The following is a 15183-nucleotide window of genomic DNA, read 5'->3' on the forward strand; positions in this document are numbered from 1 at the left end:
GTCTCGGTCTCGGCTAAGCCACCTGTGCGATGGCCGATCGGGAGCGAGCCAAAACGTTGCGCGTACATTTGGCTCAAGCCACACGGCTCGAAGCGAGATGGCATCAACGTGAAGTCACTGCCGGCAAATATCCGTCGCGCTTCGGCATCGTCAAAGCCGATCTTGACCGCCACGGACTGCGGGTTCAGAGCTTGCGCCTGACGCAAGGCCTCTTCGAAACGCGCTTCACCTTTCCCCGTGACAACAATCTGCCCGCCGGCTTCGACGATCGTCTTCGCACTCTCGATGACCAAATCCACGCCCTTTTGGTGGACTAGCCGCGCCACGAGGGCAAAGAGCGGACCACGCGAAACGGCGAGGCCGAATTGCTCGCGTACGCTGTCAGCATTCAGGGAGCGTTCACTCCAGTCACCGGCGCCAAACGTCTGGCTTAATGACACGCAGGTCCGAGGATCCCAACTTTCGTCGATGCCGTTGAGAATGCCTGAGAGTTCGTTGCGGCCCGCACGCTGCTGCAAAACCCCTTCAAGGCCGCAGCCGAACTCTGTGGTGGTGATTTCCCGCGCGTAAGTCTGGCTTACGGTCGTAAGGTGGGACGCATAGACCAAACCGCTTTTGATGAAGGAGAGACGGTTGTAAAACTCAACGCCGTCGGCATGAAAGCTCGCCTCCGGGATCCCCAGCTGACCCACCGCACTTCGGTCGAAGACACCCTGGTACGCAAGATTGTGGATCGTGAAAACGGTGGGGACACGGGCGTACAGCCATTCCAGGTAGCCCGGGATGAGCGCGCACTGCCAATCGTTCGCGTGGACGAGATCTGCCGACCAGTCCAGATCGATGGAGCCGCGCGCGAGCTGGGCAGCCGCATAGGAAAACGTGGCGAACCGAACGTGATTGTCCGCCCAGTCGGCCCCAGCAGCATCGCCGTAGGGTCCCCCCCGATCGCTCGTACAGGGCCGGGCACAGGACAGCATAGTAGGCCAAGCCGTCGGGGGCGTGCCCCAGCCCGATCTCAAAGGCCGGCAAGCCTGCGAAGGGCGCGCAGCGGCCGACGACCGTAAGGTCATGCAAACCTTGAAGGACGGACGGGTAGCCCGGGATGATGACCCTGATGTCGGAAAAATCACGGAGCGCTCGGGGGAGAGCGGAGGATACGGCGGCGAGGCCGCCGACCTGGACGAAATCAGATGCCTCCGGTGTAGCGAACAGAATTCTCATTCGCTGCACCCACCCGCAGACAGAACCCGGCGGTCATGACTAACCATCTCGAGATTTCCACTGGCTCTTTCGCTATCGAAAGGCCGCGGATCTTAATTCCGCATCGCACCAAAAGTTCCGAAGCACCTTACATCCCCGCCTTCTGTGCAAAAGTGCACGCAAGGAGATCTATGATTTTCGGTACGTGACATGGGCCGTTCCAAAAGGAATGCCCGCTCTGCCGGCGCTGCCCCGGACGATGCATGCGCGTTCGTCGATCGCATAAAACCAGTCGTCGAAATTCAATCGGATCGATTTTCCATCTTTCTGCGGCGCGTCGCGCGTGTAGGTCCAATGAAAGGCGCAGCCCGCCTGCTCACCCACCGCCTCACCGTACAACGCGTTTTCGGTGCCGGAGTACTTGCCCGCGGCGAGCTTCCGAATAATCCAATGCAAGGTGTCGGTATGGCCATCGTCGAAGGTGTAGGTCTCGGTAAAAATCACACTTTGGGTCGCCTCTTCCAGGGAGCCGACCGCAGCAATCGACGCCCGCCGTTGGAGTCCGCCCAAAAGGTTCTCGAAGACAGCCCAGCCCTCAAGATGGCCGACGAAAAATTCCTCGGGAATGAAGGCAGGCTTGGTACCGGCAAAGTCTTCGATGGCCATCTTCAAAATCCCCGAACGAGCCTATCGACGCCGCGCAATCACGTATCCAAGCAGGAAAGCGATGCCGAGCGAGCTCAAGGGAGCTTCGCGGACCAGATCGCTTACAATGACTTTCCACTGTCCTGGCGGCTGACCGTCATCAAGCGCCTGCCGCACGCCACGCGCGACATCGCGCACACTCTCGTTCGCTGACGCAAAAGTCGACGGTTCGTCCGGAGATGGGATGTCGGTCATGAGAAGTCCCTCCTGATCGAACAATCGGCGGAGACGTATCAAGGTTCCTCGCCGGATGGGGAGCTGAATAAGGCTGCTTGTGCTCAAGTCCTTGGCAACCAGCGTTTGGAACGGGACAAGCTCGTTCGCGTGGTCGATCTTCATTCAACGATAAGGCGCTGGATTGGCGGATCGCCGTCGCGGCGGCCTACGGTGTAGACCTGGCAAGTCGCATACGCCGCGCGACCGACCGTTGAAGGTTGAAGCGCCGGCCCCTCTTCAGCTGCATTGGGCCCGCCAAAGGAGAACGGCAATCGCGCCTCCTACCGCGCGGAACCCAATGACCGTGCTGGCGTTTCTGCTCCGAGCACATTGACCGATCCGCCGCGGACCACTAAGCCCTCTCCATTTAGCGCGCGTTTATCTCATGGATTTGAACGGTGGCAATTTTACAGAAGCCGAGCATGAGCTTCGCACGCGTGAATTGCGCCAGCGCTTTCTTGAAACCATGGGTGAACAGACCGCCAAGAGCGCCGATGCCGATGTGATTTTGGCCACGACAACCCGTATGCTCGGCGAATTCCTTGGCCTTTCCAGCTGCGCCTACGCTGACATGGATCTCGACCAGGATGGATTCACAATCCGTGGCGACTGGGCGGCGCCTGGCGCCATGCACATCACAGGTCATTACAGTCTTGCCGACTTCGGCAAGAAGGCAGTCACCGAACTGGGGGCCGGTCGGCCGCTCATCATCGCCGATAATCTGCGCGAGCTTTCGGCGGAAGAGTCCGCCGCGTTCCAGGCCATCGGCATCGGCGCCACCATCTGCATGCCGCTGGTCATCGAGGGACGACTAACGGCGCTGATGGCAGTCCATCATCGCGGCCCTCATGCCTGGTCGCCGGAAGAACTCGCGCTCGTCCGCGAGGTCACAGACCGCAGCTGGGCCCATATCGCGGGTGCGCACGGGTCAGCTCGCGGCGCAAGCCGACGAGCGTTTGCGCCTCGCCACCCGGGCGTCGGGCATTGAAACATGGGATTACGATCCAACCTCAGGCGATTTGCGATGGGATGAACGTTGCAAAGCCCTGTTCGGTTTGCCCGCCGACGCCGCGATTTCGTACGAAGGCGCCTTTCTCGCTGGCTTGCATCCCGATGATCGCGATCGTGCTGATGCAGCCGTCGCGCGCGCACTCAACGCCGATCGCCCCGAACCGTTCGACATCGAATATCGTACGATTGGTTTGACCGACGGCATCGAGCGGTGGATTTCTGCAACCGGCGAAGCCATCTTCGAGGGCGGTCATGCCGTCCGCTTCGTCGGTACCGTCCTCGATATCACAGCAAGAAAAAAAGCCGAGGAGCATCTGCGAGTCCTAAACGACACTGGTGCCGTCGTCGCCCGCGAACTCGACCTTGAAAAAGTTGTTCAAATCGTCACCGATGCGGGGGTGGTGTTGAGCGGCGCTGAATTCGGCGCCTTCTTCTACAATGTCCTGGACGACAGTGGCGCCAGCTATATGCTGTATGCCCTCTCAGGCGCGCCGCGAAGCGCCTTTGAGAATTTTCCGATGCCGCGCGCCACCGCCGTGTTCGAGCCCACCTTTCTCGGCACCGCTGTCGTTCGATCGGACGATATCTTGAAAGACGCACGTTATGGACGAAACCCGCCACGCCAGGGTATGCCGGAAGGGCATTTGCCGGTCAGATCCTACCTTGCCGTTCCCGTTATTTCACGCAACGCGGAAGTGTTGGGCGGATTGTTCTTTGGCCATTCCGAGCCCGGACGATTTCTGTTGGAGCACGAAACAGCCCTGCTTGGCATCGCAGGCCATGCTGCCACAGCCATCGATAATGCGCGCTTGTTTCAGGCTGCAAACCGAGAAATCGAACAGCGACGTAGAGCTGAGGCCGAACTGCAAGCGCTCAACCGCGATCTCGAAAGCCGTGTTGCGTCGGAAATCCTCGAGCGTTCGAAGGCTGAGGAGCAGTTACGGCAAGCGCAAAAAATGGAGGCGGTTGGCCAACTGACCGGCGGCATAGCCCATGACTTCAACAACATGCTCGCCGTGGTGATCGGTGGTCTCGATCTTGCGCAACGAAAACTGGAGAAAGGCGATACCAATATCGGCCGCTTCGTCGAAAGCGCCACTGAAGCAGCAAAGCGGGCGGCAACGCTGACGCAACGCCTGCTCGCCTTTTCCCGGCAGCAGCCCCTCGCGCCCGAAACACTCAATCTCAACAGGCTTGTCCAGAGCATGAGCGAGATGCTCGATCGCGCGCTCGGCGAGACGGTCATGGTAGAGACCGTGCTGGCTGCGGGCCTTTGGCAAGTTCGGGCCGATCCCACGCAGCTTGAGAGTGCTCTGCTGAACCTGTCGGTCAACGCGCGCGATGCGATGCCCCGAGGCGGTAAGCTCACGATTGAGACCATGAACGCGTCGGTCGACGACAAATATGCTGGCGACTATGGCCTGCGTCCAGGACAGTATGTCCTCATCGCCGTGACCGACACCGGGATCGGCATGGATCCGGACACGGCAAGCAAAGCATTCGATCCCTTCTTCACAACCAAAGGGGTCGGCAAGGGCACTGGCCTTGGCCTAAGCCAGGTGTATGGTTTTGTTCGTCAGTCCGGCGGTCACGTCAAAATCTATTCCGAGCCAAGCGTGGGCACCACCATCAAGATCTATCTGCCGAGATATATTGGTGATGTGGAGAAGTCCGAGCCAGCGGCGTCCGGAATGGTAGACGACGGCCAAAACCGTGAACTCATCCTCGTTGTTGAAGATGATGATCGTGTTCGCGCGATTTCCTGCGAAGCCCTAAGCGATCTTGGGTACCGGATTCTGCAGGCCGCGACTCACGGTCAGGCGCTGAAATTGATCAAGGACGGCGCCCTTCCGGATCTGCTGTTCTCCGACGTGGTCATGCCGGAGATGTCAGGAAGGGAATTGGCGACGGCGCTGGAGCCTTGCGGCCTGGCCTGAAGATACTCTTCACGACCGGCTACACGCGCAACGCCATTGTACATAATGGCGTTCTGGATCCAGGCACACATCTTCTCTCCAAACCGTTCGCGATCAGTGAGCTTGCGAGAAAAGTACGGGAAATCCTGGACGAACCGTAATTGCACGACGATGGACGATGGCCATCCTATCCTTTACACCGACCGCCGCTCTCATTCGAGCGGCGTCTCGCTGATGTCCAGCAAAGCGCCGAGACCCTGTCGCAGGCGCCGGGACGCGTGCGCCTCGGAAGCGAGGCCCAAGGCAAGCAGAGACCGGCCCGTCACCGCATAGACGTGACCAAATTCAAAGGTAGGCAATTGCGCTTCAGGCTGGTTAGTGTCGATCAAGCCCAACCAGGAGTGGCCTTCAGGCACCGCGGGCAGCGTGAAATTTACCACGCCATAGTGTGCGTTATAGACAAGAAGCATGGTTGCATCCGAGCCGCGGCGCTTGATACCTGTCTCTTGTGCACGGCCGTCCAGCAGCATGCCAAAACACTTCGCGTTGCCATCCTGCCACTGCTCGGTCGTCATCTCTTCGCCGGACGGCGAAAGCCACGTGACGTCGTTGACGTCAAGCTCTTCATTGCGCGACCCCACGAGGAAACGGCTGCGATAAAGGATGGGAAAGGCCTTGCGCAAGGCGATCAACTTGCGGACAAATTCCCGCAGAGACCGGCCTCGCGAGGATATGCCCATCCAGTTCAGCCACGTCGTCTCGTTATCTTGGGCATAGGCGTTATTGTTACCTGCCTGAGTATGGCCGAATTCATCGCCGGCAAGAAGCATAGGCGTGCCGTGTGACAGCAGCATCGTGGCAAGCAGGTTGCGCTTTTGGCGCTCGCGTAGAGAGGTGATCTCGGGGTCGTCGGTCGGTCCCTCAATTCCGCAATTCCAGGAATGGTTGTTGCTGTGACCGTCGCGATTGTCTTCGCCATTGGCCTCGTTGTGCTTGTCGTTATACGAGACGAGATCGTTCAAGTTGAAGCCATCATGTGCGGTGACAAAATTGACGCTCGCCCAAGGCCGGCGGCCGCGCTTATTGAAAAGGTCGCCGGATCCCGAGAGGCGCTTGGCCAGATCCTGCATCGTGCCGGCGTCGCCCTTCCAGAAGGCGCGCGCCGTGTCTCGGAATTTGTCATTCCACTCGGCCCAACCGGGCGGGAACTGCCCCACCTGATAGCCACCGGGACCAATGTCCCATGGTTCGGCAATCAGTTTCACCGACGACAGAACGGGGTCCTGCCGACAGGCATCAAGAAACCCGCCGCCCTCATCAAAGCCATAAGGCTCTCGCGCCAAAATGGTCGCCAGGTCAAAGCGAAAGCCGTCGACCCGCATCTCGGTCGCCCAATAACGCAATGAATCCGCAACCAGTTGAAGCACTCGCTGATGCGACAGATTGACCGTGTTACCGGTGCCGGTATCGTTGATGTAGTAGCGCTTTTTATCCGGCATCAGACGATAGTAACTGGCGTTGTCGATGCCTTTGAACGAGAGGGTGGGCCCGAGTTCATTGCCTTCAGCGGTGTGATTGTAGACCACATCAAGGATGACCTCGATGCCATGGGCGTGAAACTGGTTGACCATGGTTTTGAATTCGGACGGGAATGGTGTTTTCAGATAACGCGGCTCCGGCGCGAAAAACCCGATCGAGTTGTAGCCCCAATAATTGCGCAGGCCCTTTTCAGCCAGATAGCTGTCATCGACGAAGGCGTGGATCGGCAAAAGTTCAGCGCTCGTGATACCGAGCGATCGCAAGTAGCCGGGTACATCAGGATGTGCCAGACCAAGAAAGGTGCCGCGCTCGGCTTCTGGAATGAGAGGATGTAGTTGGGTAAAGCCCTTGACGTGCATCTCATAGAAAATAGTCCGCTCCCACGGTACTTCAGGCTTGGGTGAAGCTCCCCAGGTGAAGGCCGGATCGATGACCCGGCACTTCTGCATCAAGTCAGCACTGTCGCGCGTGTCGAACGATAGGTCCTTGTCGGAATGGTCGAGCTGATAACCAAATAATTCGGTCCCCCAAGTCAACTTGCCAACCAGCTGCTTCGCGTAAGGATCCAGCACCAGCTTATTGGGGTTGAAGCGATGACCGGCATCCGGCTCGTAAGGACCGTGGACGCGGTAACCGTAGACGGTGCCAGGCCGGGCCGATGGCAAATAGCCATGCCAGACTTCATCGGTGTATTCGGGAAGTTCGATACGTTCGAGTTCGGTCGCGCCGGTCTCATCGAACAGGCAAAGCTCGACCTTCGTTGCGTGCGCCGAGAACAGCGCAAAGTTGACCCCGAGGCCGTCCCACGTGGCTCCCAGAGGGAATGGCTTGCCCTCCGTCACACGAGAGCGCCGCAGGCTCGCGGCCGCCCGCGTCAATTCGTCATGAGACGATGTTCGTTCAATCATTGCTGCCCCAAAAGAATAGCCCCTGCTAGGGGGCCTGTTCGGTCGTTATGATATCGGATGCTGCCTGATCGGATCCTGCTACGGTCGCAATGACAGCAGCCGGTGGAATCTGCGGCGGCTGCGGAATGATGCTTGCCCGCTGCGCCGTTGCTTCCTTGCTGATCGCGGAAATCGAGTTGCCGATCCGTCCGACAATTGCGGTCAGCTCCGTTTCCGAGAGACCCAGCCGCTTCTTTATGAGGCGAACCTGCACGCGATCGCCGAGATCGAGCTTGTTTCGAATTGGCTGCGGCTTTGACCGACGCATAACGTTCTCCTGTCCCTAGCCGTAACAGGGAGCAAAGAGTGAAGTTCCCGCCGATCATTTATTCCCGGCCGACAGGAGCCATCCAACGCGCACCGCGACTCCGACCAAAGAGCCTACGGCAGGCCAAATGAGAAAAACCCCGGCCAGGGAGCGCGGGGTTCTTCAAAGCCGACATCACCGGGGGAAGTGTTGCGGCACCACTGATTTGCCGCACTAACCTCCGGAGCCGACGGTTGTTCCGCGCCTTACGCCGCGGTCGATGCCTTTTTATTGACGCCCTTACGCAGGGCAATCGTATTGAGCTTGGTATTCGCCGCCTTTTCCTCATTCAGGTTGGTCGTAAGGAAGCGTACGATATCCTCGTGCCCCAGTTCTTCCGCCCAGGCGATTAGCGTCCCGTAGCGGCACATTTCGTAGTGTTCGACCGCCTGGGAATTGGCCACGATAGCGGCATCGAGAACCGCCTTGTCTTCGATCTCTCCGGCCGTCTCGTTCGCCTCTTTGATGATGCCATCAATCGCCGGGCACTGCGTGCCGCTGGGCTCCTTTCCGAGCTTCGCGAAAACCTTCTCAAGGCGCTCGACCTGCTTATGGGTTTCCTCCAGGTGACTTCGAAGGCCTGTCGCCAAATCTCGGTTCGTCGCGAGATCAATCATCTTTGGCAAGGCCTTCAAGATCTGCTGTTCGGCGTAATAGATGTCCTGGAGACCATGCAGCAGCAGATCGTCCATCGTCTTGATGTCTTTTGTGAATAAACCCATCCGATCCTCCTCTGAAAGAACCGGCAAYGCGGCTCCGAGGGCACGGTTCCTCGATCATGTGGAGGCAAACAGCTCTGGCGCGAACGGACGGCCGGAACAACGATGACACAGGCCTATGCGGCAGCGCGTCGGCATGCAGCTTTGCTGTTTACCACCAGATAGACGGCAACCGGGGCTCGCTTGCTGAACAAACAAAATAAGTCCTCTACGTGATCGAGCCTTAAGCCCATTCAAGTTAACGGCTTTCCCGCATGGCAGACCGGTTTATTGCCCGAAGGGACATTGCGGCTCTCGTCCCTGTCGCAGCAAACTTGGAACCCTTCCCGAGAAACGCGTCGACGTTGTCTTCTGTCAGGAGAGAAGGGTCCCATAAGCCTGTCCACTTTCGCCTCTCTCAATTGCAGCCGGCATCTTTCTGGACGGTCATCAAAGAGCGTGCGACTGATTGAGCAATTGGTCCGCATTCTCTTCTTCGGCCAGCTATTTCGAGACGTGGCTGTCGATCTGACTGTGGCCCAGTTGCTGCGCCAGGCTGCGCGCCGTCGATCTCGCAGTGTTTGACGCGTTGGGCGGCACTGATAAGGGCGAGATCGGCGGCGGCATCTTCGTTGTCCCCGCCGATGACTTCCTGCCCTCCTTCGACGAGGCCGGCCATCCCTTTGCAAGGCTTGGCGATGGACTACTATGATGTTCGAACTTGGCGGATCTGCTGGCTTATTGTGGTTCAAGCGTCCGGCCCTTTTAGGACATCGGCTGCGTGCCGACTCCTCCTAAGCTCAGACTTCAATTTCAGCCCATTAGCCAATCGGAATGCGTGTGCGTCTTGTTGAGCCAGGTAAGTCGCGGCTGCTACTTGCGAGGAACAGAAGCGCGGTCGCAAGCAGATCCCCAAGGCCATGTGGACGTTGGATGCACTGAAACCTCTGTCGAACCCCGTCCTTAGTTCGCTGCCAAGTCGGGCAAGTGAGGGGACATTTCGCCCTGCAATTTTCGCTCGGCGATGAGTTCCTTTTCCGCCTCATACCAAAAGGTGTCCATCTGCCCTGCCGGCTGACCCGCTTTTTCCCAAAGGATGTATGCTCGCTTGCGGATATCTTCTTCAGTCAAGGCCATGGTGCTATCTCCTTTACGATAGAACGCACGCGCAAAAATGGCGGTTCCTATGAGCTGAAAAGTGTAGCGTAGGCCGGCACGTTGATCCCCAAGTACTCTTCGTGATTCGCAGAGTCATCCCGGCTTGGAGTCGTCGGGCGGGCGGATCATCTACAAACCTGTCTGATGTAGCTCACTCTCCTACGCCTGGCTAACTTTTACTGCCGGGTTGCCCTCAAGCCGTGCGCGCCATGAAATGTTTGACCGCTCGTCTCCTCAACGCTGATCGCCGGGAAAGCACCCGCTCTGCAACCCTGAAAGCTTTCGGGCTGGACCAATGCGGGTGCCCGGCAGATGGATACCACGCTCGTGCGCCCGCGAGCGGATCGACGAAATCGGGCGCTTCAGCTTAACAATTATCAAAGTCAGGCTCTTGCCGACCTTGGACTCTGAATAGCTGGTCATCCGCTTTCGTCCAGCGGACTTGGCGGGGCCGGACAGATAAGAACCCAGCTCCGGGGCTGTTTGACTAGGTCAGTTCAAGAAATTGTACGCTGCCGCCCCAGGCAATCAGAGACCGTTGTGTTTTGACCACGGGCCCTTCGACAGCCGTATCGGGGACGTCTTCGCGACAATGAGCATGACCGCCAGAGCGCTTGGCCGTAAACCGGCCAGCACGGAATGGTTCATCTGCATGGCGAGGCCGGTGGACCGCGATGGGCCTTCTGCCGCGCGAATACTGAAGGATTCCGGGCGTGAGGGAAGTCGTGAGTGGGCACCAGCGGGCTGAGCAGGTTCATGCCGTTTTCACCCTCGCCGATTGGCGAAAGGAGCCAAAGCAAGCGTGGGACGTTGAAGCATCATGGAAACTATCGAAGCCTACCTTCAGCGAAAATACGAAGAACTGAGGCTGCTGGACAGTTGCCTGCACGAACCGATCGCCTCGGCGCCACCTCGGTCAATAGATGAAGGCATCGAACTGAAATTCAAACTTACTGCCGCACTTAGAGCTCAGCACGATCTGAGCGATTGGACCGCGACAGAAACAGCCTGGTCGCCTGGCAAGAAAGGTCGCGACGGCCCTTTTGAATTCACGTATGACTACCAGCGCGCCGATCTCGAGGTAGTCGGCCCGTCATTCTATGACGTCGACGAAGCTTTCTTTGGAAGCGACATCGTCTACACCTCATCCGGCATGGCCTCCATCTCGGCCCTACTTCTCGCTACGTCGCATGTTTTCGACAGTGCGGACGTCGTCGTGCTGCCGGGTTCGTACGGAGAGACCATAGAATTTGTGGAAGGATACGGCCGTCACCTTAGGATTACGGCCGTCGGGTGTTCGGGTGGCGAAACAGGCTCCCCGACGGCCCGCATCCTTCTTCTAGACTCCTGCACATTGGCTAAAGATTTCGAAGCCTGCCTTCGGTCATCATGGGCGCAGTTCGACCTATGCATTTTCGATACGACGTGTTTCTCCTCCGGATCCGGCAAGATAAAGAGAGCGCTCAGAAAGGCCCGAACCGCGCATCTTCCCACGGTTCTAGTCCGTAGCCATACCAAACTTGACTCGCTCGGTGCCGAATACGGGCGACTGGGGTCCTCAATGTTTGTCCGGTATCATAATGACGAGATCTGGGCAGCCTCGGGCCTGAAAAAACTACGAGGCGAAATGCGTAACGCGGTAAGGCTGCTTGGCGCGGCTGCACTCCCCGCGCACTTCCCACCGTATGTAGGAAGACGGGACTATCCCACACTTACGGCGAGGCGAGTGGCAGCGATCCTACGCAATGGCCGCCGCACCGCTCACTTTTTCCGCGGTGCTTTGCGAGGCCTGGTCGCCCAGTTGGATTTCGCGCACGGGCTTTATGTGACCTTGAAATGCAGGCGGCCGATGGACGAAAAATCGGCACGAGAGGCTGCTTCAGAAATGAGCCACGATCTTCGGCGCGCTGGGTATCGAATCCGTCATGCTGGGAGCTTCGGATTCGACTTCGGGGCCGCGGAGTGGGTTCGCGACATCGGACGCGAGGGGTTCGCGGTTCGCATAGCGTTCCCGGACCTTCCCACCGCAATTTGGGACGAGCAAAGCGAAGCTATCGCACGATGGTGGAGCGAGTTTGATCGCCCATGTGCTTCGTAAAGCGCTTCGCCGAGTCACCATGACGAGGTAAACTCTCGATCTCTATTGGGCGTTGTCGTACGGGGGGCACTTCTCGCTCGCGTTGGCTACATCTTCACACTTGCTGTTCGCCGTTCAACCGCTGAGCAGTTTTTTGAGAGCCTTCGCGTCGGCGGGGGCTGCACTCTTTTGGTCGTTGTCAAAATAGACATAGACGTCGCAGCCTTGACGCTTCCAAGACTTCAGGCGCTCTGCCCATTGACAGAGCGCCGCCCGCGAATAGTGGCCGTGATAGCGTCCGCTCGGGCCATGGCCACGGACATAGACGAAGTCCGCTGTGCGTTTCCAAGGCGCCGGCGCATCGTGATGGTCGGACAGGCAAAGCGAAATGTTCTCGTCGGACAGCATTCTAAGAATGCGCGGCTGATACCAGCTCGGGTGGCGAAATTCGAAACTGTAGCGACGTTTCCTGGACAAGAGCTTGAAAAACGAGCCGAGCCGCTCGGCGTCCAGCTTGAACTGAGGCGGTAGCTGAAACAGGATCGGCCCCGCCTTGCCGCGCAACAGCGACATTCGGTCCTCCAATAGTTCGAGGCTGTTATCGGAGCGATCGGAAAGACGCTTCCAGTGCGTGATGAACTTCGACGCCTTCCAGGCAAAGACAAAATCGGGGCCAGTCTGCTCCCGCCATGCCGTCACCGCCTCCGGCGTCGGCGTGCGGTAGAACACCCCGTTCAGCTCCGTGGTGTCAAACTGATCGGCATAATAGCTGAGCTGGTCTTTAATCCGGACGTCTGCGGGAAAGAACGGGCCTCGCCAGGAGGCGTAGTGCCAGCCCGAGGTGCCGATAAGAATGCGTGCCATTCTAAGGTCGTCCATACGCTTCCAACGACCTATCGACGCTCATGCCAAAGCAATGTTCCTGATCTTGAGGAACTGGCGATGTTCTCTCAGGTTTTCCCATGACAGACCTTAGTTGAGGAGCCCAGCATGCGGCAAAAGGCAAAGATTGAAAACTACGATGCGCCGGCCGGGGGTTGGGGTTCGCTCAGTGCGGTTGCTCACATCCTCACGCAGGAAGAGGTTGCGCTTCTCGGCAGCGAGATCTTGCTGAAGCAGAACAAGACCGGTGGCTTCATGTGCGTGAGCTGCTCCTGGGCCAAGCCCGCGAACCCCCGTATGTTCGAGTTCTGCGAGAACGGAGCCAAGGCGACTGCCTGGGAGATAACAGGCAAGACGGTCACGCCGGAGTTTTTCGCGCAGCACACGCTCACCGAGCTGCGAACTTGGTCTGATCACCAACTTGAGGAGCAGGGGCGCCTGACGACGCCGATGCGCTATGATCCCGGCAGCGACAAATATCTGCCGGTCGATTGGAGCGAAGCCTTCCGGGAGATCGGCGCAGAATTGAATGCGCTCGATCCGCGCTCGGTCATTATGTACACCTCCGGCCGTGCCTCGCTGGAAGCGAGTTATATGTACCAGCTGTTCGGCCGGATGTACGGCACCAACAATTTCCCTGACAGTTCGAACATGTGCCACGAAACGACCTCGGTGGCGTTGCCGGAAGTGATCGGCGTCCCGGTCGGAACGGTACTGTTGAAGGACTTCGACGAGACCGATTGCATCTTCTTCTTCGGCCACAACACCACGACGAACGCGCCGCGGATGCTGCATCCGCTTCAGGAAGCGGCCCAGCGCGGCGTGCCGATCGTGACATTCAATCCGCTCCGGGAGCGCGGGCTGGAGCGCTTCGTCAATCCGCAGAGCCCTGTTCAGATGATTGCGGGCGGTACGCGCATCAGCTCGCAATATCATCAGGTGCGGATCGGGGGCGACGCCGCGGCCATCGCCGGCATCTGTAAATGGGTCATCGAGTCGGATGATTTCGCGCGAACGAACGGTGGTCCGCGTGTGGTCGATGTCGCGTTCGTCGAACAGCATACGGCTGGCTTCGAGGAGTTTGCCGCCTTCTGTCGTGCCCAGGATTGGGACCAGATCGAACGGGCATCGGGACTTCCGCGAACCGCTCTGCTTGACGCGGCAAACACCTATATGGCGGCCGATGCCGTCATTGCCAATTACGGCATGGGCATCACCCAGCACAAGCACGGCGTCGAAACCGCCAAGATGATCGTCAATCTGCTGCTGCTGCGCGGCAATATCGGCAAGGCCGGCGCGGGGATTTCACCGATCCGCGGACATTCCAACGTGCAGGGCCAGCGCACCGTCGGCATCTCCGAAAAGACCAAACTCGTGCCGCTCGACAAGCTCGCCGAACTCTACGGCTTCGAGCCGCCGCGATGGGACGGCCTTTCGACCGTGGATGCCTGCGAGGGCATTTTGAAAGGAGATGTGCGCAGCTTCGTTAGCCTTGGCGGAAATTTTGTGCGCGCAATCCCGGAGCGATCGCTCATGGAGCCCGCATGGTCGGGCCTGCGCCTGTCGGTACAGATCGCGACAAAACTCAATCGCAGCCACATCGTCCCGGGCGAGGTGACGTATCTGCTGCCGTGTCTCGGTCGGATCGAGATCGACCGGCAGGCAAGCGGCCCGCAGGCCGTATCGATGGAGGATTCGACAACCTGCGTTCATGGCTCACGCGGTCAGCGCCAGCCGGTCGCTGACAATCTTTTGTCAGAGCCGGCGATCGTGGCCGCGCTGGCCAAGGCAACGCTGGGGCCCAATCCCGCGGTCGACTGGGATGCCTGGGTCTCTGATTATGCGCGGGTGCGGGACGCCATCGAACGCACCTATCCGGATCAGTTCAAGGAGTTCAACGAACGCATGTTCGAACCCGGTGGCTTCCCTCGGCCACTCCCAGCCCGGGAGCGCATATGGAAGACGCCCAATGGCAAGGCGAACTTCACTGTGCCGAAGGCGGCGTTCGCGCCGCCGCGAGAGGGCGACGGCATCTATGAGCTGATGACAATGCGTGCCGATGGACAGTTCAACACGACGATCTATACGGAAGACGATCGATTCAGGGGTATCCAGGGCAGTCGTTATGTCCTCCTGATGAATCCAGCCGATATGGAGGACGACGGGCTGAAGTCCGGAGATACTGTCACGCTGGTCACCGAAGCGGGCGATGGTGTCGAACGCAGCCTGAGTGAGCTCCAGGTTGTGCCCTACGATATTCCGCGCAAGAGCCTTGCGGGCTACTACCCGGAATGCAACGGGCTGATCCCGCTGTGGCACTATGCCGAAGGCAGCAAGGTGCCCGCGGCGAAGTCCGTTCCAGTGCGCCTGTTCAAGGATGTTATTCCAGAGATCATCGAAGGCGGAGAGGTCCCGATCTCGACCGGCTGAGCCCGGCTGCAGTGCCAAGCCTTCGTGTCGTCCGTAAGTCCCGAGCTCACCCCTGGCGCCATAGGTGAACAGAAACTTCGACGGTCCTTCCGAATTG

At 58.8% G+C, this 15183-nt stretch carries 10 protein-coding genes and 3 pseudogenes; 3 read left to right on the forward strand and 10 right to left on the reverse strand.

Annotated elements, in window-relative coordinates; translation table 11 throughout:
• The 3 genes and pseudogenes from glgA to AB4Z51_RS29015 all read right to left on the reverse strand — a co-directional run.
• Nucleotides 1-1221: pseudogene (gene glgA, locus AB4Z51_RS29005) on the reverse strand (glycogen synthase GlgA); the annotation flags it as partial.
• Between the two features lie 168 nt (nt 1222-1389).
• Complete coding sequence (locus AB4Z51_RS29010) at nt 1390-1866, reverse strand: DUF3833 family protein (RefSeq protein WP_441498499.1); 477 nt, start codon at nt 1864-1866, stop codon at nt 1390-1392.
• 21 nt (nt 1867-1887) lie between these two features.
• Nucleotides 1888-2100: a hypothetical protein gene (locus AB4Z51_RS29015; protein ID WP_441498500.1), complete on the reverse strand. Its 213-nt coding sequence runs from the start codon at nt 2098-2100 to the stop codon at nt 1888-1890.
• Nucleotides 2101-2536: 436 nt separating this feature from the next.
• On the opposite strand from AB4Z51_RS29015, the pseudogene AB4Z51_RS29020 reads away from it, so the two are divergent.
• Nucleotides 2537-5209 (forward strand): annotated as a pseudogene (locus AB4Z51_RS29020) (GAF domain-containing protein); the annotation flags it as partial.
• A 51-nt stretch (nt 5210-5260) separates the two neighbouring features.
• On the opposite strand, the gene glgX reads toward AB4Z51_RS29020, so the two are convergent.
• From glgX to AB4Z51_RS29050, 6 genes and pseudogenes are all read right to left on the reverse strand, one after another.
• On the reverse strand, nt 5261-7495 hold the full coding sequence (gene glgX, locus AB4Z51_RS29025) for a glycogen debranching protein GlgX (protein ID WP_441498501.1): 2235 nt from the start codon (nt 7493-7495) through the stop codon (nt 5261-5263).
• Between the two features lie 25 nt (nt 7496-7520).
• Complete coding sequence (locus AB4Z51_RS29030; RefSeq protein WP_441498502.1) at nt 7521-7802, reverse strand: DUF3606 domain-containing protein; 282 nt, start codon at nt 7800-7802, stop codon at nt 7521-7523.
• A 245-nt stretch (nt 7803-8047) separates the two neighbouring features.
• Entirely contained in the window at nt 8048-8563 is a 516-nt protein-coding gene (locus AB4Z51_RS29035; RefSeq protein ID WP_441498503.1) for a YciE/YciF ferroxidase family protein, read from the reverse strand.
• Between the two features lie 351 nt (nt 8564-8914).
• Nucleotides 8915-9236, reverse strand: a pseudogene (locus AB4Z51_RS29040) (DUF892 family protein); the annotation flags it as partial.
• Nucleotides 9237-9502: 266 nt separating this feature from the next.
• A complete protein-coding gene (locus AB4Z51_RS29045) occupies nt 9503-9676 on the reverse strand; it encodes a DUF2934 domain-containing protein (protein ID WP_441498504.1) in 174 nt (57 codons plus the stop codon).
• Between the two features lie 255 nt (nt 9677-9931).
• The gene (locus AB4Z51_RS29050) at nt 9932-10120 is read right to left on the reverse strand and encodes a hypothetical protein (RefSeq protein WP_441498505.1); all 189 of its coding nucleotides are present in this window, start codon (nt 10118-10120) and stop codon (nt 9932-9934) included.
• A gap of 397 nt (nt 10121-10517) precedes the next feature.
• Between AB4Z51_RS29050 and AB4Z51_RS29055 the strand changes: the two genes are divergently transcribed.
• A complete protein-coding gene (locus AB4Z51_RS29055) occupies nt 10518-11795 on the forward strand; it encodes a hypothetical protein (RefSeq protein WP_441498506.1) in 1278 nt (425 codons plus the stop codon).
• A 114-nt stretch (nt 11796-11909) separates the two neighbouring features.
• On the opposite strand, the gene AB4Z51_RS29060 is transcribed toward AB4Z51_RS29055, so the two are convergent.
• Nucleotides 11910-12638 carry a DUF72 domain-containing protein gene (locus AB4Z51_RS29060; protein ID WP_441498507.1) on the reverse strand — a complete coding sequence of 243 codons (729 nt, stop codon included), beginning with the start codon at nt 12636-12638 and terminating at the stop codon, nt 11910-11912.
• Nucleotides 12639-12764: 126 nt separating this feature from the next.
• Between AB4Z51_RS29060 and AB4Z51_RS29065 the strand changes: the two genes are divergently transcribed.
• Complete coding sequence (locus tag AB4Z51_RS29065; RefSeq protein ID WP_441498508.1) at nt 12765-15086, forward strand: FdhF/YdeP family oxidoreductase; 2322 nt, start codon at nt 12765-12767, stop codon at nt 15084-15086.
• The last annotated feature ends 97 nt before the right edge of the window (nt 15087-15183 follow it).

The organism is Bradyrhizobium sp. 2TAF36 (assembly GCF_052114925.1).
GTDB lineage: Bacteria > Pseudomonadota > Alphaproteobacteria > Rhizobiales > Xanthobacteraceae > Bradyrhizobium > Bradyrhizobium barranii.